Below are 23,174 nucleotides of genomic sequence, written 5' to 3'. Positions count from 1 at the left end.
GTCACTCCGTGGCGGGCGCCTCCGCTGTCCCCTCCGGCGTCCCGTACCGGCTGCGCAGCTCGCCGATCACCCCGAAGGCGGCCGCCGTCACCGGTACGGCGAGCAGCATGCCCAGGATCCCCGCGACGGACGCCCCGGCCGTGATGGCGAGCATGACGACGGCCGGGTGCATCTGCACGGTCCGGCTCTGGATCGCGGGCTGGAGGACGTTGCCCTCGATGACCTGGACGGCCAGGACGACGCCGAGGGCCCACAGCGCGATGACGAAGCCGCGGTCGGCGAGGGCGACGAGGACGGCGACGGCCCCGGAGAGGAAGGCGCCGAGGTACGGGATGTAGGCGGTGACGAAGACGAGCGCGCCGAGCCCGACGGCGCCGGGCACGCGCAGGATCAGCAGCCCGATGGTGATGAGGACGGCGTCGACGAGGGCGACGAGGGTCGTGCCCCGCATGAAGCCCTCGACGGCCTCGAAGGCGCGGCGGCCCATGGCCTCCAGCGTGTCGCCGGTCGAGCGGGGGGCGAGCGAGCGCAGGGTCCCGGCGGCCTTGTCGGAGTCGCGCAGGAAGAAGAAGATCAGCAGCAGGGCGAGGACGGCGGTGGCGGCCACCTCGCCGACGACGCTCAGCCCCGAGATCACCCCGGACGCGGCGGTCCCGCCGAACTTCTGCAGCAGATCCTTCGCGTTCTTGGCGAGGTCGTCGAGCGAGGTGCCGGCCGCGCCCAGGTGCTCGGCGATGTCGGCGGCGGCCTGTCGCACCGAGGCGATGATCTGGTCGCCGGTCTCGATGAGGGCGACGACCACGATGTAGGTGGCGCCGCCGACGAAGGCGAGGACGGCGAGGACCGTGAGTCCGGCGGCGAGCGACTTCTGCACCTTCATCCGCAGCAGGCGCCGGTAGAGCGGCCCGAGGAGCGCGGTGCCGAGGATCGCGAGCAGGACGGGTGTGACGGCCGTCTGGAACACGGCGCACAGCCAGATCCCGACGGCGGCGACCCCCGCGACGAGCAGCGCGACGGCACACCAGGCGGCGACCCGGCGGACGACCTCGGGGAGGAGAGGACGCGGGACGCTCCGGGGACCCTGCGGGCTGTGGGGTTGCGGCTGCGGGGGCTGCACCCCCTCACCGGACCACGCCGTCCGGCGTGTCGTCCTGCGCTGCGGGCCCGGACGAGTGACGCCCCGTCAGGGCGTGTGGGGGTACGGGTACGTGGCGCCCGACCCGCAGACGTACGGAGTCGCGGGCGTACGGAGTCGCGGGCGTACGGATACGGGTACGGGGCCGGGCGCGTGCCCGACCCCGTACCCGTAACTCGTACGCGTCTGCGTCCCGTACCCCCGCGCGTCCTTACTCGCCCATCCCGTGGACCGCCGGGATCGTGCCGAGTCGGCCCGCCTGGAAGTCCTCGAAGGCCTGGCGCAGCTCGGCCTGGGTGTTCATCACGAACGGGCCGTAGTGGGCCATCGGTTCGCGGATCGGCTGTCCGCCGAGGACGACGACCTCCAGGTCGGGCGTGTGCCCGTCCTGCGTCTCGTCGGCCCTGACGGTCAGCGCACCGCCCTTGCCGAACACGGCGGTCTGGCCCATGTGGACCGGTCGCCGCTCGGTGCCGACGGAGCCGCGCCCGGCCAGGACGTAGACGAGCCCGTTGAAGTCCTCGCGCCAGGGCAGGGTCACCTCGGCGCCCGGCCGGATCGTCGCGTGGATCATCGTGATCGGGGTGTGCGTGATGCCCGGGCCCGCGTGGCCGTCGAGCTCGCCGGCGATGACGCGGAGCAGCGCGCCGCCGTCGGGGGAGGTCAGCAGCTGCACCTGGCCGCCGCGGATGTCCTGGTAGCGCGGGGCCATCATCTTGTCGGAGGCGGGCAGGTTCACCCACAGCTGGAGCCCGTGGAAGAGGCCGCCGCTCACGACGAGGGACTCCGGCGGGGCCTCGATGTGGAGCAGGCCGGAGCCGGCGGTCATCCACTGGGTGTCGCCGTTGGTGATGGTGCCGCCACCGCCGTTGGAGTCCTGGTGGTCGAAGATCCCGTCGATGATGTACGTGACGGTCTCGAAGCCGCGGTGGGGGTGCCACGGGGTGCCCTTGGGCTCACCGGGGGCGTACTCCACCTCTCCCATCTGGTCCATCATGATGAACGGGTCGAGGTACTGGTAGTTGATCCCGGCGAACGCGCGGCGCACCGGGAAGCCCTCGCCCTCGAAGCCGGAAGGCGCCGTGGTCACGGCGAGCACGGGGCGGGAGACGGCGTCGGCCGGGGCGGCGACGCGCGGCAGGGTGAGCGGGTTCTCGACAGTCACAGCGGGCATGGCGGGACCTCCTTGTGCGACCAGTTTAGTTGAACAATGAACTTCCTGCCACCCGGAACGCACAACGCCCGGGAGGAATTCCTCCCGGGCGCTCTCCCACCTACCAGCGTCGGTCAGCCGTACATCCGGCGCATCGCGAAGTCGACCATCTGTTCCACGGCCTTCGCGTCGAAGACCATCCGGTGGTCGCCCTCCATGTCCAGGACGAAGCCGTACCCGGTCGGCAGCAGGTCGATCACCTCGGCGCCGGTGATCACGAAGTACTTCGACTCCTTGCCCGCGTACCGCCGCAGCTCCTTCAGCGAGGTGAACATCGGGATGACCGGCTGCTGGGTGTTGTGCAGCGCGAGGAAGCCGGGGTTGTCCCCCCGCGGGCAGTAGACCTTGGAGGTCGCGAAGATCTGCTGGAAGTCCTCGGCGGCCAGGGACCCGGTCGTGAAGGCCCGTACGGCGTCGGCGAGCGACGGCGGCGACGGCTCCGGATACAGGGGAGGCTGCTGCCCGTACCCACCCTGCATCCCACCCTGGACACCGCCCGGCATCGGCTGCTGCGGCGGCGGGGCGTACTGCTGCTGGGCGCCCTGGTTCTGGTCGTAGCCGTACATGCCCCACAGCGTACCGAGCGGAGGTCGCCCACAGACCGCTTCCACCGACCCGGCGTACGAGGTGGGTACCCGACCGGCCCGCGGCGACCGCGAGGGGCCCGGGGCACACGCCCCGGACCGCGAGGGGCCCGGGGCACACCCCCCAAGCCCCTTTTTCTGCGGCTCGTGTCACAGATGACCGGATAGGGGTTGCTCTTATTACCGGTGGGTAGCATCATCGTAGAGAAGCGTGGGCTACTCACCGGTAGTACGAGCACGCTCGCATACCAGGACATCCGCCTCCCCGATCCTTACGGAGCCGTCGCCATGGGGCACTACAAGTCGAATCTCCGCGACATCGAGTTCAACCTCTTCGAGGTACTCGGGCGCGACAAGGTGTACGGCACCGGTCCGTTCGAGGAGATGGACGTCGAGACCGCCAAGAGCGTCCTGGAGGAGCTGACCCGCCTCTCCGAGAACGAGCTGGCCGAGTCCTTCGCCGACGCCGACCGCAACCCGCCGGTCTTCGACCCCGAGACGAACACCGCCCCGGTCCCGGCCAGCTTCAAGAAGTCCTACAAGGCCTTCATGGACTCCGAGTACTGGCGCCTGGGTCTGCCCGAGGAGATCGGCGGCACCACCTCCCCGCGCTCCCTGATCTGGGCCTACGCGGAGCTGATCCTCGGCGCGAACCCGGCCGTGTGGATGTACTCCTCCGGCCCGGCCTTCGCCGGCATCCTCTTCAACGAGGGCAACGAGGCGCAGAAGAAGGTCGCGCAGATCGCCGTCGAGCGCCAGTGGGGCTCCACCATGGTCCTCACCGAGCCGGACGCCGGTTCGGACGTCGGCGCCGGCCGCACCAAGGCGGTCCTGCAGGAGGACGGCTCCTGGCACATCGAGGGCGTGAAGCGCTTCATCACCTCCGGTGAGCACGACATGGAGGAGAACATCCTCCACTACGTCCTCGCCCGCCCCGAGGGCCACGGCCCGGGCACCAAGGGTCTGTCCCTCTTCCTCGTGCCGAAGTACCACTTCGACTGGGAGACCGGCGAGCTGGGCGAGCGCAACGGCGTCTACGCCACGAACGTCGAGCACAAGATGGGCCTCAAGGCCTCCAACACGTGCGAGATGACCTTCGGCGACCAGCACCCCGCCAAGGGCTGGCTGATCGGCGACAAGCACGACGGCATCCGCCAGATGTTCCTCATCATCGAGTTCGCCCGCATGATGGTCGGCACGAAGGCGATCTCCACCCTCTCCACGGGCTACCTCAACGCCCTGGAGTACGCCAAGGAGCGCGTCCAGGGCACCGACCTGGCGAACTTCATGGACAAGGCCGCCCCCAAGGTCACCATCACGCACCACCCGGACGTCCGCCGCTCGCTGATGACGCAGAAGGCGTACGCCGAGGGCATGCGCTCCCTCGTCCTCTACACGGCCACCGTGCAGGACGAGATCCAGCTCAAGGAAGCGGCCGGCGAGGACGCGAAGGCCCTGATCGGCCTGAACGACCTGCTGCTGCCGATCGTGAAGGGCTACGGCTCCGAGAAGGGCTACGAGCAGCTCGCGCAGTCGCTCCAGACCTTCGGCGGCTCCGGCTTCCTGCAGGAGTACCCGATCGAGCAGTACATCCGGGACGCCAAGATCGACACCCTCTACGAGGGCACCACGGCCATCCAGGGCCAGGACTTCTTCTTCCGCAAGATCGTCCGCGACCAGGGCGCGTCCCTGAACGCGCTGGCCGAGGAGATCAAGAAGTTCCTCGCGGTCGGCACCGGCGGCGAGGAGCTGGCCGGCGCCCGCGACGCGCTCGCCAAGGCGGCCGTGGACCTCGAGGGCATCGTCGGCGCGATGCTCACCGACCTCACCGCCACCGGCGAGGACGTCAAGAACATCTACAAGGTCGGCCTCAACACCACCCGCCTGCTGATGGCTTCCGGCGACGTGGTCGTCGGCTACCTGCTCATCAAGGGTGCGGCCGTCGCCGCCGACAAGCTGGCCGCCGGCGCCTCCGCCAAGGACCAGGCCTTCTACCAGGGCAAGATCGCGGCCGCGAAGTTCTTCGCCGCCAACGTCCTGCCCGGCGTCGGCGCCGAGCGCGCGCTCGCCGAGGCCGTCGACGGCTCGCTGATGGACCTGGACGAGGCCGCGTTCTAGTACGCACGCCCCGTCCGCTGACGAACGGCTCGCTCCCGGGGAGGGGAGCGGGCCGTTCCGTCTTTCGAGCGCCCGGCGCCGCATTCCGGGCCCTGCGTAAGGTGATCCCATGACGAGCAGCACCGCCCGCTTCGACCGCGGCCACACCGATGAACTCATGACGTTCCTGGCGGCCTCACCGTCGCCGTACCACGCCGTGGCGAACGCCGCCGAGCGGCTGGAGAAGGCCGGCTTCCGGCAGGTCGAGGAGACCGCGGCCTGGGACGGGACGACCGGCGGGAAGTACGTGATCCGCGGCGGCGCGCTCATCGCCTGGTACGTACCGGAGGGTGCCGCCCCCCACACCCCGTACCGGATCGTCGGCGCCCACACCGACTCCCCCAACCTGCGCGTGAAGCCGCAGCCCGACATGGGCGCCCGGGGCTGGCGCCAGGTCGCCGTCGAGATCTACGGCGGAACGCTGCTCAACACCTGGCTCGACCGCGACCTCGGCCTCGCGGGCCGGCTGACCCTGCGCGACGGCAGCCACCACCTGGTGAACGTGGACCGCGCCGTGCTGCGCGTCCCGCAGCTCGCGATCCACCTCGACCGCCAGGCCAACGACGGCCTCAAGCTCGAACGGCAGCGCCACATGCAGCCGATCTGGGGCCTCGGCGAGGTCCACGAGGGCGACCTGATCCGCTTCGTGGCCGAGGAGGCCGGCGTCGAGGCCGAGGACGTCAGCGGCTGGGACCTGATGGTCCACGCCATCGAGGCCCCCGCCTACCTCGGCCGCGACCGCGAACTCGTCGCCGGGCCGCGCATGGACAACCTGATCTCCGTCCACGCGGGCGTCGCCGCCCTGGCCGCCGTCGCGGGCCGCGCGGACCTCCCGTACATCCCCGTCCTCGCCGCCTTCGACCACGAGGAGAACGGCTCCCAGGCCGACACCGGCGCCCAGGGCCCGCTCCTCGGCAACGTCCTGGAGCGCTCGGTCCACGCCCGCGGCGGCGGCTACGAGGAGGGTGCCCGCGCCTTCGCCGGCTCGATCTGCCTCTCCTCCGACGTCGGCCACGCCGTCCACCCCAACTACGCGGAACGCCACGACCCGACGCACCACCCGCGCCCCAACGGCGGCCCGATCCTCAAGGTGAACGTCAACCAGCGGTACGCCACCGACGGCAGCGGCCGGGCGGTGTTCGCCGCGGCCTGCGAGAAGGCGGGCGTGCCGTGGCAGTCCTTCGTCTCCAACAACGACATGCCCTGCGGCACGACGATCGGCCCGATCACCGCGGCCCGCCACGGCATCAGCACCGTCGACATCGGCGTGGCGTGTCTGTCGATGCACAGCGCCCGTGAGCTGTGCGGAGCGGACGACCCGTACCTCCTGGCGAACGCGCTGGTGGCGTTCCTGGAGGGCTGAGCCCCCGAGCGGCTCCGCGAAACATCCGGGAAAGGTGCCTCCTGACATGTTCTTCCCATGGAGCGTCAGGAAGGCCCGTCCCGGGGGAAGTTCATCGCATCTCTCGCCGCCGCCGTGCTGCTCGGCACGGCGGCGGCAGGATTCCTGATCGCGCGATACGACGAACGCCCGCCCTGGGGCACGGACATCGCGTACGAGGGCGGCTACGTACAGGCCGTCCGGATCGCGAAGTTCCGGGTGCTGCGGGACGGGGAGTGCGCGGAGATGGAGCGGATGGGCATGGGTGGCACACCGGCCACCCACGACCCGGGGGCGTGGGTGGCCGGATGTCTGGACGGGGCGGCCGGGCGGCCGTCGCGCAACCAGGGGATCGTGCGCTAGGCGTCCATGCCCGCGAGGATGAGCGGGAGGCGGACGGCGCCGCCTTCCGTCACCTTCACCGGGACGCCCCAGTCCTGCTGGTGCACATGGCAGGCCGGGTACTCGTTGGCCGGGTCGTCGTCGCAGGACGCCGCCATCGCCGAGACGTGGAGCACGCCCTCGGTGATCTCCGGGTTGAGGTCCAGCTCCCGGAACAGGTCCGTGCCCGTGCCCTCGCCGCCGAGCAGCAGCTCGGGCGGGGTCGAGGAGACAAGGAGCCGGGTGGAGGGGCCGTAGCGCTCGTCCAGCTTCTGCCCCGTCGGCGCCTGGAAGACCACGTCGAGACGGAGCCGGCCGGGCGCGACCTCGGTGGCCTCGCGCTGGGTGCGGTGGGCGACCGCCTCGACCTGGACGGCCTCCTCGGGCAGCCGCAGCCGGGTCAGCCGGTGCCTGGCCGACTCGACGACGAGGATCTCGTCCCCGACGAGGACGGCGTCGCTGGGCTCGCGCAGATCGGTGGCGAGGGTCGTCACCTCGCCCGTCGCCGGGTCGAAGCGGCGCAGGGCGTGGTTGTACGTGTCGGAGATCGCGACCGACCCGTCGGGGAGGGCGGTCACGCCCAGGGGGTGCTGGAGGAGCGCCTGGGAGGCGGCGCCGTCGCGGTGGCCGAAGTCGAAGAGCCCGGTGCCGACGGCGGTGTGGACGACGCCCTCGGTGTCGATCCAGCGCACGGCACTGGTCTCCGAGTCGGCGATCCACAGCCGGTCCTCCGTGGCGGCGAGCCCGGAAGGCTGAGCGAACCAGGCCTCGGCGGCCGGCCCGTCGACGAGCCCTTCGTTGGTCGTACCGGCCGCGACCTCGACCGTCCGCGTCGCGGGATCGTACGTCCACAGCTGGTGGACCCCGGCCATGGCGATCCACACCTTGCCCTGCCACCAGGCCACGTCCCAAGGCGAGGAGAGGTCCACCTCCAGGGCGGGTCCCGAGGTGGGGGACCCCTGCCACCACTGCTTGCCGGTACCGGCGAGCAGCCCGATCGCGCCGCTCTCGGGGTCGTACGTGCGCAGCGCGTGGTTCACGGTGTCGGCGACGACGACGGTGCCGTCGGGAAGGAGGGTGAGCCCCTGCGGCTCGCGGAACTCGCCGTCCCCGATCCGCCGCACCACGGTCTCCCCGTCCGGGGCCAGCTCGACGAGCTGGTGGCGGGTGGTGTCGGAGACGAGGAAGTTCCCGTTGTCGAGCGCGAGGGCCTTGCCGGGGAAGCGCAGATCGGTCGCGACCGGCTCCGGCGGCACGTACGGCCCGTCCCCGCGCCGCAGCGTCCCCTTGGCCCCGTGCTCGACCTCCAGCTCCTCGACGAGCGTCCGAATCGCGTTGGCGTGCCCCTCGCCCGCGTGCTGGGCGACGACGTACCCCTCGGGATCGATGACGACGAGCGTCGGCCAGGCGCGGACCGCGTACTGCTTCCAGGTCCCGAGCTCGGGATCGTCGAGAACGGGGTGGTGTACCTCGTACCGCTCGACGGCGTCGACGACGGCCTGGTGCTCGGCCTCGTGGACGAACTTCGGGGAGTGCACCCCGATGATCACGAGGGTGTCGCGGTGCTTCTCCTCCAGCTCACGGAGCTCGTCGAGCACGTGCAGGCAGTTGATGCAACAGAAGGTCCAGAAATCGAGCAGAACGATCTTCCCCCGCAGGTCGGCGAGGGTCAGTTCGTCTCCACCGGTGTTCAGCCAGCCCCCCTTGCCGATCAGCTCGGGGGCACGGACACGGGCGCGGCGGGGCGCGGGCGCGGGGGTGGGCGCCGGGGCGGCATCGTTCATGGTTCAAGCTTGCCATCCGAGCATGAACACCGGATCACACGCCTACGGCACGGCGTGAACCGGCGCCCGCCGGGGAAGCTGTGACCGTATGCTGCGACATTCCGGGGAACAACCCCCGAACCCCCACAAGTACCTCGTACGGGACAAAATCTTCGCCATCGGCGACGACTACTGGATCGAGGACGAGAGCGGCCGCCACGCCTTTCTCGTCGACGGCAAGGCCCTGCGGCTGCGCGACACCCTGGAGCTGAAGGACCCCTCGGGACTGGTCCTGGTGACGCTGCGGCAGAAGATGTTCAGCCTGCGGGACGCGATGACGATCGAGCGGGACGACCGCCCGCTCGCCACGATCCGCAGGAAGCGGCTCTCGCTGCTGCGCAACCACTACCGCGTCACGCTCGTCGAGGGCACCGAGCTCGATGTCAGCGGCCGGATCCTGGACCGCGAGTTCACCGTCGAGTACGACGGCGAACTCCTCGCCCACATCTCCCGGCAGTGGTTCCACGTCCGGGACACCTACGCCGTGAACGTCGTCCGCGAGGACGCCGACGCGGCGCTGCTGATCGCGGTCGCGGTGTGCGTGATCCGGATGGCGGAGCGGGAGCGCGAGGGCTAGGGCCTGTCCAGCGGATCAGGGCCGGACAGGCCCTGGGCACCCTCAGCGCCCAGCCGCCGGTCCCCAGCCCCGGCCGCCCGGCCGCCGCGCCGTCACGCCGCCTTCGCCGCGACCTCCAGCGCCTGCTCCAGGTCCGCCCACAGGTCCTCGACGTGCTCGATGCCGACGGACAGCCGTACCGTCCCGGGGCCGATGCCCGCCGCTTCCAGGGCCGCCGGGTCCAGCTGCCGGTGCGAGGTGGAGGCCGGGTGCATCACCAGGGTCTTCACATCGCCGAGCGAGGGGCTCAGCGAGGCCACCCGTACCGCCCCCACGAAGGCACGGCCCGCCTCCCGGCCGCCCGCGAGGTCGAAGGAGACCACCCCGCCGCCGCCCTTCGGCAGCAGCCGACGGGCGATGGCCTCGTCCGGGTGTCCGGCCAGGGCCGGGTGGAGCGCCGCCGAGACCGCGGGGTGCGCGGCGAGCCGGCCGGCCAGGTCGAGGGCGCTCGCGCACTGCCGCTCGATCCGCAGCGGCAGGGTCTGCAGGCCGCGCAGGGTCAGCCAGGCGGCGAACGGGTCGGTCGACGCGCCCAGTTCGACCGCGTGGTGGCGGACACGGTCGTACAGCTCGGCGTCCTTGAAGACCGCCATGCCGCCGAGTACGTCCGCGTGGCCGGCGAGGTACTTGGTCGCGGAGTGGATGACGATGTCCGCGCCGTGGTCGATCGGCCGGAACAGCAGCGGCGAGGCGAAGGTGTTGTCCACGGCGCTCGCCACGCCGGCCTCGGCGGCGACGGCGATCAGGGCGGGCAGGTCGCCGACGCGGGTGGTCGGGTTGGCGATGGTCTCCAGGTACAGCAGCCGCGTCTCGGGGCGCAGGGCGCGGCGCACCTCCTCCGGGTCCGTACCGGAGACGTAGGTGACCTCGACGCCCCAGCGTTCGGCGAGGTCGGTGAGGACCGCGTACGTACCGCCGTAGAGGCATCGCTGGGCGACGACATGCCCGCCGGCGGAGAGCAGCGCGAGCAGAACGCCGTTGATGGCGCCCATGCCGGAGGCGTACGAGAGCCCGGCGACCCCGCCCTCCAGACGGGCGACGGCGTCCTCCAGGGCGCGGACGGTGGGGTTGCCGAAGCGGTTGTAGAGGAAGGTGTCGGGCGCGTGGAAGGCGTCCGCCATCGCGTCGGCGCTGTCGAAGGAGAAGACGTGCCCCTGGTAGAGGGGCATGCCCATGGGCCTGCTGCCGGTGATCTCCCGCTGGGGCGGGTGGACGGCGAGGGTCTCGGGACGGAGGGCTCCGGTGTCGTCGCTCATGGCGCCAGTGAACAGCGAGGCAGCGCCCGGTCCCAGAACCAATCCCGCCGGATTGGTCCGCAGGCGGGGTGACACTCTCGCCCAGTGGACGGCCGTGCAGGGCCCCGCACCTGTCGGCCAGTCAGACCGGCGCCGGCCTCAGGCCGTGCCGGCCTCAGGCCCGTTCGGGGCGAAGCCGGTTCCGGCGGCCGGCTCCCAGCCCGGCCCGGCGGGTCACACCCGCTCCGGCGTCCGCGTCAGGCCCGCTCCGGCGTCTGCCTCACGCCCGCTTCCGCCTCACGCCCGTTCCGGTCGTGCCACGCCCAGCACCCGGTCCTTCAGCGCCGGGAACTGTTCCCTCGTCGTCGTCACCTTCGCCGCGTCGAGTTCGACGCGCAGGATCTCCTCGCCCGGGCCCGCCTCCGCGAGGACCTCGCCCCACGGGTCCACGACGATCGAGTGCCCCGCCTGCTCCACGCCCGCGTGCGTGCCCGCCGTGCCGCAGGCCAGCATGTACGCCTGGTTCTCCACCGCCCTCGCCCGCGCGAGCAGCGTCCAGTGGGCGCGGCGGCGGGCCGGCCAGCCCGCCGGGACGACGAACGCCTGCGCGCCCGCGTCCACCAGACCCCGGAACAGCTCCGGGAAGCGGAGGTCGTAGCAGGTACCGACGCCGACCGTCAGCTCCGGCAGCGCGACCGTCACCAGCTCGTCCCCCGCCGCCATCATGACGGCCTCGCCCTTGTCGAAGCCGAAGCGGTGGATCTTGCGGTAGCTCGCGGCGAGCGCGCCCTCGGGTGTGAAGACCAGCGAGGTGTTGTAGAGGGCTCCGCCGGCCGCCTCGACGATCGACCCGGCGTGCAGCCAGACCTCCGCGTCCCGGGCCGCCGCCGCCATCGCCTCGTACGTCGGACCGTTCAGCGGCTCGGACTCCGCCGCAAAGGACTCGTAGGCGAACGCCCCCATCGGCCACAGCTCCGGCAGGACGACGAGGTCCGCGGCCCCGCGCTCCTCCCGCACCAGTCCGGCCACCCGCGCTCGGCGAGTTTCGACCGATTCGTCCGGGTCTACTGCGATCTGGATCAGCGAGGCGCGCACACTACCACCGTCCTGGCATTCGAGCCGTCAACACGGGCCTACGATCGTCACACGAAAGCACTGCCGGGGTGCCTTCGGGCAGCGTAACTTAGCGTCCGAGCCTCCCACGCAGTCTTGTTTTCAGCCCGCGCACCGCAGAACCGCCGAGGGGTCCCGTGACCGTCCATCCCAGCCTTCAGACCTACGCCGACGCCTGGACCCACTCCATCGAAGCGATATCCGAGCTGGTTCAGCCGCTCGTGGAAGGCGAATGGAACCGCGCCACACCGTGCCCGGGCTGGTCGGTGCGCGACATCGTGTCCCATGTGATCGGCATGGAGTGCGAGATGCTCGGCGACCCGCGCCCCATCCACTCGTTGCCCCGTGACCTCTACCACGTACGCAGTGAGTTCGCCCGCTACATGGAGATGCAGGTCGATGTGCGGCGGCACCACACCGGCCCGGAGATGACCTCGGAGCTGGAGTACGTCCTGATCCGCCGCGCACGCCAGCTGCGCAACGAGAACCGGCAGCCGGACCATCTGATCCGCGCCCCGCTCGGCGCCGAGCAGACGCTCGAAGTGGCCTACCGACTGCGCGCCTTCGACGTCTGGGTGCACGAGCAGGACCTGCGCGCCACGCTCGGCAAGCCGGGCAACCTGGACTCCCCCGCCGCCCACGTCACCCGTGACGTCCTCCTCGAGGCGCTGCCGAAGGTGGTCGCCAAGGACGCGGGCGCGCCGACGAGTTCGGCGGTCGTCTTCGACGTGCACGGGCCGGTCGAGTTCCTGCGGACGGTACGCGTGGACGCGGAGGGCCACGGAACGGTCGACGGGGCGCCCTCGCTGGGTCCCCTGGCGACGCTTGCGCTGGACTGGGAGACGTACGTCCGGCTGGCCTGCGGCCGGGTCCGGCCGGCCGAGGTGGCCGACCGGATCAAGACCGAGGGCGACCTCGACCTGGCGCAGGCGATCCTGGACAACTTCGCGGTGACGCCCCGCTAGCCCGGCGCCGGGCGTCCCGCCGGCCCCGTCGGCTGTGCGCTAGGCAGGGACGTGCACGGCCTCGACGCGGCTGGCGACGAGGCGTTCCTTCTCCCTGCGGGCCGTACGGGCCTTCAGGCGCAGGATCTGGACGATGCCGAGCGCCTCCAGGACGAAGACGGAGGAGAAGGCGATCCGGTAGTTGTCGCCGGTCGCGTCGAGGAGGACGCCGACCGCGAGCAGGGTCGTCATCGAGGCGACGAAACCACCCATGTTGACGATTCCCGAGGCCGTTCCCTGACGCTCCGGCGGGTTGGCGGGGCGGGCGAAGTCGAAGCCGATCATCGAGGCGGGCCCGCAGGCGCCGAGGACCGCGCAGAGGGTGATCAGCAGCCACATCGGGGCCCGGTCGCCGGGGTACGCGAGGGTGGCGCCCCACAGCAGCGCGGTCGCCGCGACCGTACCGAGGGCGAGCGGGGCCCTGGCCGCATGGTGCCGGGCGATGATCTGCCCGTACGCGAGCCCCACCACCATGTTGGAGAGCACCACGAGCGTCAGCAGCTCGCCGGCGGCTCCCCGGGACAGTCCCTGGTCCTCGACCAGGAACGGCAGGCCCCACAGCAGCAGGAACACCATGGCGGGGAACTGGGTGGTGAAGTGCACCCACATGCCGAGCCGGGTGCCGGGCTCCCGCCAGGACTCGGCGATCTGGCGCCGGACGAACGCGGGGCCGGCGTGCGTGGCGGGCGGCGGCTCGTGGCCCTCGGGGTGGTCCTTGAGGAAGAGCAGCAGCAGGACGAGGACGACGACGCCGGCGATCGAGCTGCCCACGAACGTCGCCGTCCAGCCCATGCCGTGCAGGGCGCGGGCGATGACGATGGTGGAGACGAGGTTGCCCGCCATGCCGAACAGGGCGGCGACCTGGCCGATGAGCGGGCCGCGCCGGGCGGGGAACCAGCGGCTGCCGAGCCGCAGCACGCTGATGAAGGTCATGGCGTCGCCGCAGCCGAGCAGCGCGCGGGAGGCGAGCGCCATGCCGTACGAGGGGGAGAGCGCGAAGCCCAGCTGTCCGACGGTGAAGAGCACGACGCCGAGGGTCAGCACCTTCTTGGTGCCGAGCCGGTCGACCATGAGACCGACGGGTATCTGCATCCCGGCGTAGACGAGGAGCTGGAGGATGGAGAAGGTGGACAGCGCCGAGGCGTTGACGTCGAAGCGGTCGGCGGCGTCGAGTCCGGCGACACCCAGCGACGTACGGAAGATGACGGCGACGAAGTAGACGGCGACGCCGACGCCCCAGACGAGGGCGGCGCGGCGGCCGCCGGGAGGGTCACCGGGCAGGGTGACGGCCGATCCGAGGCCCCGTCCGCTCACCGTGCCTCACCCCGGACCAGGACCTTGACCCAGCTCAGGTGCTGTCGGACGCAGTGCGCCGCGCCCTCCACGTCACCCGCGCGGATCCGCTCCAGGATCTCGGCGTGCTCGGTGATGTTCTTGGTGATGCGGTCGGGCTGGGACTGCATCACGGCCACGCCCATCCGCAGCTGACGGTCGCGCAGCTGGTCGTAGAGGCGGGCGAGGATCTGGTTGCCGGCGTGCTTGACGATCTCGGCATGGAAGCAGCGGTCGGTGACGGCGACCTCGGCGAGGTCCCCTGCCTCGGCCCGCCGCTTCTGCTCCTCCAGGAGCTCCTCGAGCCGTTCGATCAGCGCGGCCGGCGCAGGCACGGCGCGGCGGACGGCGAACTCCTCGACGAGCAGCCGGGTCTCGACGACATCGGCGATCTCCTGCGCGGAGACGGCGAGGACCAGGGCGCCCTTCTTGGGATAGAGCTTGAGCAGCCCCTCCATCTCCAGCTTGAGCAGCGCTTCCCGCACCGGGGTGCGGGAGACCCCCACGGCCTGGGCGAGTTCTCCCTCGGTGAGCAGCGTGCCCCCCTCGTACCGGCGCTCGAGGACGGCCTGCTTGACGTGCATGTAGACGCGATCGGCTGCTGGGGGTGCGGATGCCATGCGCACAGCATAGATACAAGAGGGGTGCAACACGCAGGCCCGTCCGCGATGCGGACGGGCCTGCGGGGCCAGGAAGGCGTCAGGAAGGGATCAGGAAGCGGCCAGGAAGACTCAGCCGCCGATCGGCACGTAGCCGGACCAGCTGGTCGCCGCCGTGTTGGCGGCGGTGCTTCCGTTGCGCACCGCCACACGGAAGTTGACGCGACCGTCCTCGCGCATGTCGTAGTTGCACACGCCCTGGCCGCCGTCGGCGCCCCCGGTCCAGTGACACTCACCGCTGCGCCCGTAGTCGGTGTACCACTCGACGACGACCCGCAGGCCGTCGGCCTTGTAGTCGTCCAGCGTGAACTTGTCCCCGTACGAGGAGAAGCAGCCCTTACCGGCGGCCGTGCCGTTGGTGTAGATGGTCGCGCAGAGCGTGTAGTCGGCGAGCGCGGAGACCGCGGAAGGCTGCGCCACCTGGACGTCGGCGTCGGCGGCCTGGGCGGGAGCCGAAAGCCCGATGACCCCGGCGAGTCCCGCCACGGTGGCCGCTGCCGCGAATCGAAGCTTCAAGGTATTTCCTCCATAGAACGATGGGTGGAACTTCCTTGCGATTCCGAACGCTAACGGCGAACTCGCGGCCCCAAGGAGCAATCCGGGGGCAATCTGTCGTCTTCCCGCCAGTCACGTCGGATTCGGACAGGTGGCCGAGGAAACCGGTGCAGATGGCACATGGAAGCGGTTACCGTGGCCGCAATCGCCAAGACCCGGGGGCTGCGGAAGCAGGAGGAGACGAGGCGTGCACGACACCGCGGACAATCAGTACATCGTCGCGTTACTGGTACGGGGGTGGAGCGACGAGCGCATTTCGCGCACGCTTGCCCTGAGCAAACGCACAGTCCAACGACGGGTGCGTCAGCTGATGCAGGAGTACGGCTGCACGAGCCGCTTCGCGCTCGGCTTCGCACTCGGCCTCCGGGCCGTTCCCCGACGCGCGGCCGGCCTGCGCAAGGTCCCCGGCCCCTCGCCGACCGGGCGCTTCACGTGACCCTTGGCCCGCGTCAGTGGGCGGGATCGGCGTCGTAGGCCTGGCGGGCCTCGTCGACCTTCTCCAGGTTGTCGGTGGCCCATTCGGCGAGGTGCGCGAAGAGCGGGGCGAGGCTGCGGCCGAGGTCGCTGATCTCGTACTCGACCCGGGGCGGCACCTCCGGGTGGTACGTACGGATCACCAGGCCGTCCCGCTCCAGCTGCCGCAGCCGCTGGGTCAGCACCTTCGGCGTGATCCTGCCGATGGACCGCTCCAGCTCCACGAACCGTTGTCGGCCACGGGCGTGGAGGCTCCACAGGATCGGCGTGGTCCATCGGCTGAACACGATGTCCACCACCGGCGCGACCGGACAGGCGAGTTCCGGATCGGTCGCGGCGGATGCCGCCCATGTCGTCTCGGCCGCCATGCTCGTGCCCCCTGGGATCCTGAGCGATAGTCACTTTCCTCTAGGTACCCACTATATCGAGGCTGTTAGCGTCCCCGACGTCAACCAGAAGATCTGACAGGGGAGTTGTCCATGCTCGTAGTGACGGGGGCGACGGGTAACGTCGGCCGATCGCTCGTACAGATGCTCGCGGCGGCCGGTGAGCAGGTGACCGCGACGTCCCGGGGGATCTCGGACACGGATGTGCCGCCGGGCGTCCGGCACGTGCGGTCGGATCTGATCGAGGCGGAGAGCCTGCGACCCGTGTTCGGGGGCGCCGACGCGCTGTTCCTGCAGAGCGGCGGCCCCAGCGCGCATCTGCTGGACCCGCACGACATCCTCGACGCCGCAAAGGCCGGCGGCATCCGCCGGGTCGTCCTGCTGTCCTCCCAGGGTGTCGCGACCCGCCCGGAGTCGGCCTCCCACGGCGACACCGGACGCGCCATCGAGGACGCCGTACGGGAGTCGGGCATGGCGTGGACGATCCTGCGGCCCGGCGGCTTCGCCTCCAACGCCTTCGCCTGGGTCGAGTCGGTCCGCACCCGACGGGAGATCGCCGCGCCGTTCGCCGACACCGGTCTGCCGGTCATCGACCCGGACGACATCGCCGAGGTCGGCGCCGTGGCGCTGCGGGAGGACGGCCGGGCCGGCCACGACGGGCGGATCTACGAGCTGACCGGCCCCGCCCTCTCCACGCCCCGGGACCGGGCCGCGGCGATCGCCGACGCCCTCGGCGAGCCCGTCCGGTTCGTGGAGCAGACCCGCGACGAGGCCCGGGCGCAGATGCTGGCGTTCATGCCCGAGCCCGTGGTCGAGACGACGCTGACCATCCTCGGCGAGCCCCGCCCCGCCGAGCAGCTCGTCAGCCCCCACGTCGAGCAGGTCCTCGGCCGGGCGCCGCGTCCCTTCGCCGACTGGGCGAGGCGGTACGTCGCCGCGTTCCGGTAGGACCCACGGGGGAGCAGAAACGCCCGGCCGGAGGAGCCCGGTCGGGCGTTTCACGTGAAACAGGCGAACTCGACCCGGCCGTTACGACCAGGTGATGAGGCGCTTCGGCTGCTCCAGGATCGCGGCGACATCCGCCAGGAACTTGGAGCCGAGCTCTCCGTCGACCAGACGGTGGTCGAACGACAGGGCCAGCGTGGTCACCTGACGCGGCTTCACCTTGCCCTTGTGAACCCAGGGCTGGAGCTTGATCGCGCCGACCGCGAGGATCGCGGACTCGCCCGGGTTGAGGATGGGCGTACCGGTGTCGACGCCGAAGACGCCGACGTTGGTGATGGTGAACGTGCCGCCCTGCATCGCCGCCGGGGTCGTCTTGCCCTCGCGGGCGGTGGCGACCAGCTCGCTCAGGGAGCGCGACAGCTCCGGAAGGGTCTGGGCGTGCGCGTCCTTGATGTTCGGCACGATCAGACCGCGCGGGGTGGCCGCGGCGATGCCCAGGTTGACGTAGTGCTTGAGCACGATCTCCTGGTTCGCCTCGTCCCAGGCCGCGTTGATGTCCGGGTTGCGCTTGGCGGCGACCAGGACGGCCTTGGCGATGAGGAGGAGCGGGTTGACCCGCAGGCCCGCCATGTCCTTGTCGGACTTGAGCTCCTCGACCAGCTTCATCGTGCGCGTGATGTCGAAGGTGACGAACTCGGTGACGTGCGGCGCGGTGAAGGCCGAGCCGACCATCGCCGCCGCCGTGGCCTTCCGTACGCCCTTGATGGGGACACGGGTCTCCCGGGCGTCCGCCGACACGGCGGCGGCCGGGACGGCGGCGGGAGCCGGGGCCTCGACGACCGGCGCCGGGGCCTCGACCACCGGGGCGGGCGCCGGAGCGGCCGCGCGGTGGACGTCCTCGCGGGTGATGATCCCGTCCGGGCCGGTCGGGGTGACCGACGCGAGGTCGACCCCGAGGTCCTTCGCCAGCTTGCGCACCGGCGGCTTGGCCAGCGGGCGGGCGGCGGTGGCGACACCGCCGTGCCCGTTGAGCTCGCCCTGGATCGCGGCGGCGGCCTGCTCGGGCACCGCGGCGGAGACCGCCGTGGCCCCCTTGCGCGGACGGCGCTTGGTGGAGGTCGCGGCCACGCCGTAGCCGACGAGGACCGGCTGGCGGCCCTGCGGCTCGGGCTCCTCGGCCTCGGGTGCCGGTGCGGCCGCCGGAGCGGCGGCGGGCGCGGCCGGAGCCTCCGCCGGAGCGTCCCCGCCCACGTTCACCGAGATGATCACCTGGCCGACGTCGACCGTCGTCCCCTCGGGGAAGAGCAGTTCGTGGACCACCCCGTCGAAGGGGCTCGGCAGCTCGACGGCCGCCTTCGCCGTCTCGACCTCGCAGACGACCTGCCCGTCGGCGACCGTGTCACCGGGCTGGACGTACCACTTGAGGATCTCGGCCTCGGTGAGGCCCTCGCCCACGTCGGGCATCTTGAATTCGCGGATCGTCACGATGCTCTCCTCAGTACGCCAGCGAGCGGTCGACGGCGTCGAGCACGCGGTCCAGGCCCGGCAGGTACTCCTCCTCCAGGCGCGCCGGCGGATACGGCGCGTGGTAGCCGCCGACCCGCAGGACGGGGGCTTCCAGGTGGTAGAAGCAGCGCTCGGTGATCCGGGCGGCGATCTCCGCGCCGGAGCCGTAGAAGACCGGGGCCTCGTGGACCACGACCAGGCGGCGGGTCTTCTCGACCGAGGTCTGGATGGTGTCGAAGTCGATCGGGGACATCGAGCGCAGGTCCAGGACCTCCACCGACTTGCCCTCCTCCTGGGCGGCCGCGGCGGCCTCCAGGCAGACCTTCACCATCGGGCCGTACGCGGCGAGCGTGAGGTCGCTGCCCTCGCGCGCCACCCGAGCCTTGTGCAGCTCGCCCGGGATGGCCTCGGTGTCGACCTCGCTCTTGTCCCAGTAGCGGCGCTTGGGCTCGAAGAAGATGACCGGGTCGTCGCTCTGGATGGCCTGCTGGAGCATCCAGTACGCGTCGGATGAGGTGGACGGCGAGACCACCTTGAGGCCCGCGACGTGCGCGAAGAGCGCCTCGGGGGACTCGGAGTGGTGCTCGACCGCGCCGATGCCGCCGCCGTAGGGGATACGGATGACGACCGGCAGCTTGATCTTGCCGAGCGCGCGGGCGTGCATCTTCGCGAGCTGGGTGACGATCTGGTCGTACGCGGGGAAGACGAAACCGTCGAACTGGATCTCCACGACGGGCCGGTAGCCGCGCAGGGCCAGACCGATCGCGGTGCCGACGATGCCGGACTCGGCGAGCGGGGTGTCGATGACCCGGTCCTCGCCGAAGTCCTTCTGCAGCCCGTCGGTGACGCGGAAGACACCGCCGAGCTTGCCGACGTCCTCGCCCATGATGAGGACCTTGGGGTCGGACTCGAGGGCCTTGCGGAGCGACTCGTTGAGCGCCTTGGCCAGGGGAAGCTTCTGTACGGCCATGGTTAGTTGCCCTCCTCGGCGAAGGACGCCTGGTAGGCGGCGAACTGCGCGCGCTCCTCGTCGACGAGCGCGTGCCCGTCGGCGTAGACATTCTCGAAGATCGCCATGTGGTCCGGGTCGGGCATGGAGCGGACGGCCTCGCGGACGCGCTTGCCGAGCGTCTCGCTCTCCGCCTCGAGCTCCTCGAAGAAGGCCGCGTCGGCGTGCCCCTCCCGCTCCAGGTACGCCTTGAGCCGCAGGATCGGGTCCTTCGCCTCCCAGGCCTCGCGCTCCTCGTCGGCGCGGTACTTGGTCGGGTCGTCGGAGGTGGTGTGGGCGCCCATGCGGTAGGTGAACGCCTCGACCAGCGTCGGGCCCTCGCCGCGGCGGGCGCGCTCGAGCGCGGACCGGGTCACGGCCAGGCACGCGAGGACGTCGTTGCCGTCGACGCGGACGCCGGGGAAGCCGAAGCCCTGCGCACGCTGGTAGAGCGGCACGCGGGTCTGCTTCTCGGTGGGCTCGGAGATCGCCCACTGGTTGTTCTGGCAGAAGAAGACGACCGGGGCGTTGTAGACCGCGGAGAAGGTGAAGGACTCGGCCACGTCACCCTGGCTGGAGGCGCCGTCGCCGAAGTACGCGATCACGGCCGAGTCCGCGCCGTCCTTGGCGACGCCCATGGCGTAGCCGGTGGCGTGCAGGGTCTGCGAGCCGATGACGATCGTGTACAGGTGGAAATTATTGCTGTTGGGGTCCCAGCCACCGTGGTTCACACCACGGAACATGCCCAGCAGGTTGGCCGGGTCGACACCCCGGCACCAGGCGACACCGTGCTCGCGGTAGGTCGGGAAGACGTAGTCGTCGTCGCGCAGCGCGCGGCCGGAGCCGATCTGGGCGGCTTCCTGGCCGAGCAGCGACGCCCACAGACCCAGCTCGCCCTGACGCTGCAGGGAGGTGGCCTCGGCGTCGAAGCGGCGGGTGAGGACCATGTCCCGGTAGAGGCCGCGCAGCTCGTCGGCGCTCAGGTCGATGTCGTACTCGGGGTGCTGAACGCGCTCCCCTTCAGGCGTCAGCAGCTGAACGAGCTCGGGCTCGGAGCCCTGGCCCTTCTTGACGCTCGCGCTAGCGGTGCGCTTGGTGCCGCTGCTGCGTCGCGTCGTCTTGCGCGCGGCAGTGCTCTCCACGGTCACGTGCGTGCTCCTCCGTCGGTCCGGCCCCCGGGGTTGCCGGGTAGGCCAGTGCGGCTCGCCTTATCCGTGCCCGCGCACGGGGTGGGTGCGACTCGGCCGGGGTCGGGCGTGACAGGTGCCCCGGCGAGCGCCCTGTCATAGGCACGTTACCCAGTGCGCCGCATTCCTGCGAAACCCCATTTGACCTGCGATTTTGCTTGGATTTCCAAGTAAATCGAGAAATGCGGGAACACAGCTGGTCAGCGCGGTGCAACGGCCATGAGGCCGCCGGAACACGGGCACGGTATCCCGCCACCCCCAGGCACGGGAAGAGCCAATATGTGAGACTGACCCCGTGCGCGAAGATGGAAAAATCCGGGTATTTCTGCTGGACGACCACGAAGTCGTCCGGCGCGGCGTCCACGAGCTGCTCTCCGTGGAGGACGACATCGAGGTGGTCGGCGAGGCCGGTACGGCCGCGGACGCGCTGGTCAGGATCCCGGCGACCCGCCCCGACGTGGCCGTGCTCGACGTTCGGCTGCCGGACGGCAGCGGTGTCGAGGTCTGCCGCGAGGTCCGTTCGCAGAACGAGGACATCAAGTGCCTGATGCTCACCTCGTACGCCGACGACGAGGCGCTCTTCGACGCGATCATGGCCGGGGCCTCCGGTTACGTCCTCAAGGCCATCCGGGGCAACGAGCTGCTGTCGGCGGTACGGGACGTGGCCGCCGGCAAGTCGCTGCTCGACCCCGTCGCGACCGCCCGCGTCCTGGAGCGGCTCCGCGACGGAAACAACCCCAAGGGTGACGACAAGCTCGCGAACCTGACGGAGCAGGAGCGCAAGATCCTGGACCTGATCGGCGAGGGCCTGACCAACCGCGCCATCGGCGAGCGGCTCCACCTGGCCGAGAAGACCATCAAGAACTACGTCTCCAGCCTGCTGTCGAAGCTGGGCATGGAGCGGCGCTCGCAGGCCGCGGCGTACGTGGCCCGGACGCAGGCCGAGCGGCACTGACGCCCCGATTCGGGACCTACGTCCCGGTCCGAGCGGGGCAGGGGCCCCTGTTCCGGCACGGCGCCGGTGGCGGAGAGTGGAAGCCATGTCCACCGAGGAGATCCGCGCCATCGAGCTGCTGAACCGCGTGGCGTACGGCCGGGTGGCGACGAGCATGCGCGCGATGCCGTTCGTCGCACCCGCCCGGCACATCGTGGACGACGGCGGCGTCCTGCTCCGGATGCACCGGGGCCTCGGCTACCACCGGGCCTGCGCGGGCAGCGTGGTCGCCTACGGCGCGGACAACTTCAACTCCGGCGCCGAGAACCTCTGGTCCGTGCAGTTCACCGGCACGGCGGAGGTCGTCGAGCCGACCGAGGAGCAGCTGGCGGCCTTCGGCCCCAGCCCCCAGGTCGTGGACGGCGAGCCCTTCGAGCCGATCTACATGCGCATCGAGCCCCAGTTCGTGACCGTGCACCAGTTGGACTACACCACGGAGCGACATCTCCACCACGTAGCGTGATCTAACATCTGGGGAGTGCCGCGCTCATCTGAAACGCTCGCTCCGCCCGTCGGCGCCCTGCTGCGCCGCTACCGGGAGGCCGGTGAGCCGCTCTCCTGCGAACCCGTCACCCAGGGCCTCCTCAACCGCGGCTACCGCCTCGCCACCACCCGCGGCGCCTACTTCCTCAAGCAGCACCTCGACGCCCCGACCGCCGACCGGGACACCATCAGCCGCCAGCACCGCGCCACCCAGCGCCTGCACGCCCTCGGCCTGCCCGTCGCCCCGCCGCTCGCCGACGCCGCCGGCCGCACGGTCGCCGTCATCGGCGGCCGCTGCTACGCCCTGCACCCCTGGGTCGACGGCCGCCACCGCGACGGCGCCCAGCTCTCCGCCGGCGGATCGAGGCGCCTGGGCGCGCTCCTCGGGCACGTCCACACCTGCCTGGAGCAGGTCATGGAATCCCCGCCGCCCGGTGCGGAGCACGAGAGCGCCCGCCCCGAGGACACCTTCCGGCTCATCGACGAGCTGCTCCGCCTCGCCCGCGCGGGACGCCCCCGCACGGGCTTCGACGCGCTCGCCGAACACCGGCTGCTCGAACGCCGGTTGCTCCTCGCCGAGCACGCCCACCGCCGCCCCCCGGCCGCCGCGGCGGCCGGCTGGGTGCACGGCGACTTCCACCCGCTGAACCTGCTCTACCGGGGCGCCGAGCCGGCCGCGATCGTCGACTGGGACCGCCTGGGCGTCCAGCCGCGGGCGGAGGAGGCGGTCAGGGCGGCCGCCATCTTCTTCGTACGACCGGCGGGCGAGCTGGCCCTGGAGAAGGTACGGGCGTACGCGCGCGCCTACCGGCGGGCGGCCGGCGCGGACGGGGCGGAACTGGCGTCCGCCGTGCACCGCGTGTGGTGGGAGCGGCTCAACGACTTCTGGATACTGCGCTGGCGCTACCAGCTCGACGACCGAAGGGCCGACCCGCAGTTCCCTGCGGCGTCGGCCCTGGCGGTGTGGTGGACGCGCGAATACGAGGCGGTACGCGACGCGTTCACGGGGTGATCCCCGCGAGA

Annotated in this window: 23 protein-coding genes; 10 read left to right on the top strand and 13 right to left on the bottom strand. The window is 71.2% G+C overall.

Annotation, left to right across the window (positions count from 1 at the left end):
- Position 1: 1 nt before the first annotated feature.
- From ACFV9D_RS18700 to ACFV9D_RS18690, 3 genes are all read right to left on the bottom strand, one after another.
- Positions 2-1,117 carry an AI-2E family transporter gene (locus ACFV9D_RS18700; protein WP_385146856.1) on the bottom strand — a complete coding sequence of 372 codons (1,116 nt, stop codon included), beginning with the start codon at positions 1,115-1,117 and terminating at the stop codon, positions 2-4.
- A 229-nt stretch (positions 1,118-1,346) separates the two neighbouring features.
- On the bottom strand, positions 1,347-2,309 hold the full coding sequence (locus ACFV9D_RS18695) for a pirin family protein (protein WP_385146853.1): 963 nt from the start codon (positions 2,307-2,309) through the stop codon (positions 1,347-1,349).
- Positions 2,310-2,422: 113 nt separating this feature from the next.
- A complete protein-coding gene (locus ACFV9D_RS18690) occupies positions 2,423-2,914 on the bottom strand; it encodes an SseB family protein (protein ID WP_355110628.1) in 492 nt (163 codons plus the stop codon).
- Positions 2,915-3,220: 306 nt separating this feature from the next.
- Between ACFV9D_RS18690 and ACFV9D_RS18685 the strand changes: the two genes are divergently transcribed.
- From ACFV9D_RS18685 to ACFV9D_RS18675, 3 genes are all read left to right on the top strand, one after another.
- On the top strand, positions 3,221-5,050 hold the full coding sequence (locus tag ACFV9D_RS18685; protein ID WP_385146850.1) for an acyl-CoA dehydrogenase: 1,830 nt from the start codon (positions 3,221-3,223) through the stop codon (positions 5,048-5,050).
- Between the two features lie 109 nt (positions 5,051-5,159).
- The gene (locus tag ACFV9D_RS18680) at positions 5,160-6,452 is read left to right on the top strand and encodes a M18 family aminopeptidase (RefSeq protein ID WP_385146847.1); all 1,293 of its coding nucleotides are present in this window, start codon (positions 5,160-5,162) and stop codon (positions 6,450-6,452) included.
- Positions 6,453-6,509: 57 nt separating this feature from the next.
- Positions 6,510-6,833 (top strand): hypothetical protein, encoded by a 324-nt coding sequence (locus tag ACFV9D_RS18675; protein ID WP_385146844.1) that lies wholly within the window; start codon positions 6,510-6,512, stop codon positions 6,831-6,833.
- Here ACFV9D_RS18675 and ACFV9D_RS18670 read toward each other — a convergent pair.
- Positions 6,830-8,635, bottom strand: a complete 1,806-nt coding sequence (locus ACFV9D_RS18670; RefSeq protein ID WP_385146841.1) for an NHL domain-containing thioredoxin family protein — start codon at positions 8,633-8,635, stop codon at positions 6,830-6,832. The two genes, ACFV9D_RS18675 and ACFV9D_RS18670, sit on opposite strands and share 4 nt — an antisense overlap.
- Positions 8,636-8,723: 88 nt before the next feature.
- On the opposite strand from ACFV9D_RS18670, the gene ACFV9D_RS18665 reads away from it, so the two are divergent.
- Positions 8,724-9,251, top strand: a complete 528-nt coding sequence (locus ACFV9D_RS18665) for an LURP-one-related/scramblase family protein (RefSeq protein WP_385146839.1) — start codon at positions 8,724-8,726, stop codon at positions 9,249-9,251.
- Positions 9,252-9,343: 92 nt separating this feature from the next.
- On the opposite strand, the gene ACFV9D_RS18660 is transcribed toward ACFV9D_RS18665, so the two are convergent.
- Both ACFV9D_RS18660 and ACFV9D_RS18655 read right to left on the bottom strand, forming a co-directional pair.
- Positions 9,344-10,546, bottom strand: a complete 1,203-nt coding sequence (locus ACFV9D_RS18660; protein ID WP_385146836.1) for a trans-sulfuration enzyme family protein — start codon at positions 10,544-10,546, stop codon at positions 9,344-9,346.
- 276 nt (positions 10,547-10,822) lie between these two features.
- The gene (locus tag ACFV9D_RS18655) at positions 10,823-11,620 is read right to left on the bottom strand and encodes a carbon-nitrogen family hydrolase (protein WP_385146833.1); all 798 of its coding nucleotides are present in this window, start codon (positions 11,618-11,620) and stop codon (positions 10,823-10,825) included.
- A 155-nt stretch (positions 11,621-11,775) separates the two neighbouring features.
- Here ACFV9D_RS18655 and ACFV9D_RS18650 point away from each other — a divergent pair, with 155 nt between their 5' ends.
- Positions 11,776-12,603, top strand: a complete 828-nt coding sequence (locus ACFV9D_RS18650; RefSeq protein ID WP_385146830.1) for a maleylpyruvate isomerase family mycothiol-dependent enzyme — start codon at positions 11,776-11,778, stop codon at positions 12,601-12,603.
- Positions 12,604-12,642: 39 nt separating this feature from the next.
- Here the strand turns inward: ACFV9D_RS18650 and ACFV9D_RS18645 are convergent, their stop codons facing one another.
- The 3 genes from ACFV9D_RS18645 to ACFV9D_RS18635 form a co-directional block, all read right to left on the bottom strand.
- Positions 12,643-13,956, bottom strand: a complete 1,314-nt coding sequence (locus ACFV9D_RS18645) for a nitrate/nitrite transporter (protein WP_385146827.1) — start codon at positions 13,954-13,956, stop codon at positions 12,643-12,645.
- Positions 13,953-14,594, bottom strand: coding sequence for a GntR family transcriptional regulator (locus tag ACFV9D_RS18640; RefSeq protein ID WP_385146824.1), 642 nt, complete (start codon positions 14,592-14,594; stop codon positions 13,953-13,955). The genes ACFV9D_RS18645 and ACFV9D_RS18640 overlap by 4 nt, the downstream gene beginning before the upstream one ends.
- 111 nt (positions 14,595-14,705) lie before the next feature.
- Positions 14,706-15,149: a hypothetical protein gene (locus ACFV9D_RS18635; RefSeq protein ID WP_385146821.1), complete on the bottom strand. Its 444-nt coding sequence runs from the start codon at positions 15,147-15,149 to the stop codon at positions 14,706-14,708.
- Between the two features lie 226 nt (positions 15,150-15,375).
- Between ACFV9D_RS18635 and ACFV9D_RS18630 the strand changes: the two genes are divergently transcribed.
- Complete coding sequence (locus tag ACFV9D_RS18630; RefSeq protein ID WP_385146819.1) at positions 15,376-15,624, top strand: hypothetical protein; 249 nt, start codon at positions 15,376-15,378, stop codon at positions 15,622-15,624.
- A gap of 13 nt (positions 15,625-15,637) precedes the next feature.
- Here ACFV9D_RS18630 and ACFV9D_RS18625 read toward each other — a convergent pair whose 3' ends face one another.
- Positions 15,638-16,030: a winged helix-turn-helix transcriptional regulator gene (locus tag ACFV9D_RS18625; RefSeq protein WP_385146816.1), complete on the bottom strand. Its 393-nt coding sequence runs from the start codon at positions 16,028-16,030 to the stop codon at positions 15,638-15,640.
- Between the two features lie 111 nt (positions 16,031-16,141).
- Between ACFV9D_RS18625 and ACFV9D_RS18620 the strand changes: the two genes are divergently transcribed.
- On the top strand, positions 16,142-16,996 hold the full coding sequence (locus ACFV9D_RS18620; RefSeq protein ID WP_385146813.1) for an NAD(P)H-binding protein: 855 nt from the start codon (positions 16,142-16,144) through the stop codon (positions 16,994-16,996).
- A gap of 81 nt (positions 16,997-17,077) precedes the next feature.
- Here the strand turns inward: ACFV9D_RS18620 and ACFV9D_RS18615 are convergent, their stop codons facing one another.
- The 3 genes from ACFV9D_RS18615 to pdhA are packed head-to-tail and all read right to left on the bottom strand — an operon-like array spanning position 17,078 to position 20,635.
- Positions 17,078-18,457 (bottom strand): dihydrolipoamide acetyltransferase family protein, encoded by a 1,380-nt coding sequence (locus ACFV9D_RS18615; RefSeq protein WP_385147282.1) that lies wholly within the window; start codon positions 18,455-18,457, stop codon positions 17,078-17,080.
- 31 nt (positions 18,458-18,488) lie between these two features.
- Entirely contained in the window at positions 18,489-19,469 is a 981-nt protein-coding gene (locus ACFV9D_RS18610; protein WP_385146810.1) for an alpha-ketoacid dehydrogenase subunit beta, read from the bottom strand.
- A 2-nt stretch (positions 19,470-19,471) separates the two neighbouring features.
- Positions 19,472-20,635, bottom strand: coding sequence for a pyruvate dehydrogenase (acetyl-transferring) E1 component subunit alpha (gene pdhA, locus ACFV9D_RS18605; RefSeq protein WP_385146807.1), 1,164 nt, complete (start codon positions 20,633-20,635; stop codon positions 19,472-19,474).
- Positions 20,636-20,969: 334 nt separating this feature from the next.
- Between pdhA and ACFV9D_RS18600 the strand changes: the two genes are divergently transcribed.
- From ACFV9D_RS18600 to ACFV9D_RS18590, 3 genes are all read left to right on the top strand, one after another.
- A complete protein-coding gene (locus ACFV9D_RS18600) occupies positions 20,970-21,629 on the top strand; it encodes a response regulator (protein ID WP_385146804.1) in 660 nt (219 codons plus the stop codon).
- 85 nt (positions 21,630-21,714) lie between these two features.
- Positions 21,715-22,131 carry a pyridoxamine 5'-phosphate oxidase family protein gene (locus ACFV9D_RS18595; protein ID WP_385146801.1) on the top strand — a complete coding sequence of 139 codons (417 nt, stop codon included), beginning with the start codon at positions 21,715-21,717 and terminating at the stop codon, positions 22,129-22,131.
- Positions 22,132-22,146: 15 nt separating this feature from the next.
- On the top strand, positions 22,147-23,163 hold the full coding sequence (locus tag ACFV9D_RS18590) for a phosphotransferase (RefSeq protein ID WP_385146798.1): 1,017 nt from the start codon (positions 22,147-22,149) through the stop codon (positions 23,161-23,163).
- Positions 23,164-23,174 lie beyond the last annotated feature (11 nt).

The organism is Streptomyces sp. NPDC059875 (assembly GCF_042731085.1).
GTDB lineage: Bacteria > Actinomycetota > Actinomycetes > Streptomycetales > Streptomycetaceae > Streptomyces.
The sequence above is the reverse complement of the archived record's forward strand: the minus strand, read 5'-3'. Positions and strand labels throughout refer to the sequence as shown.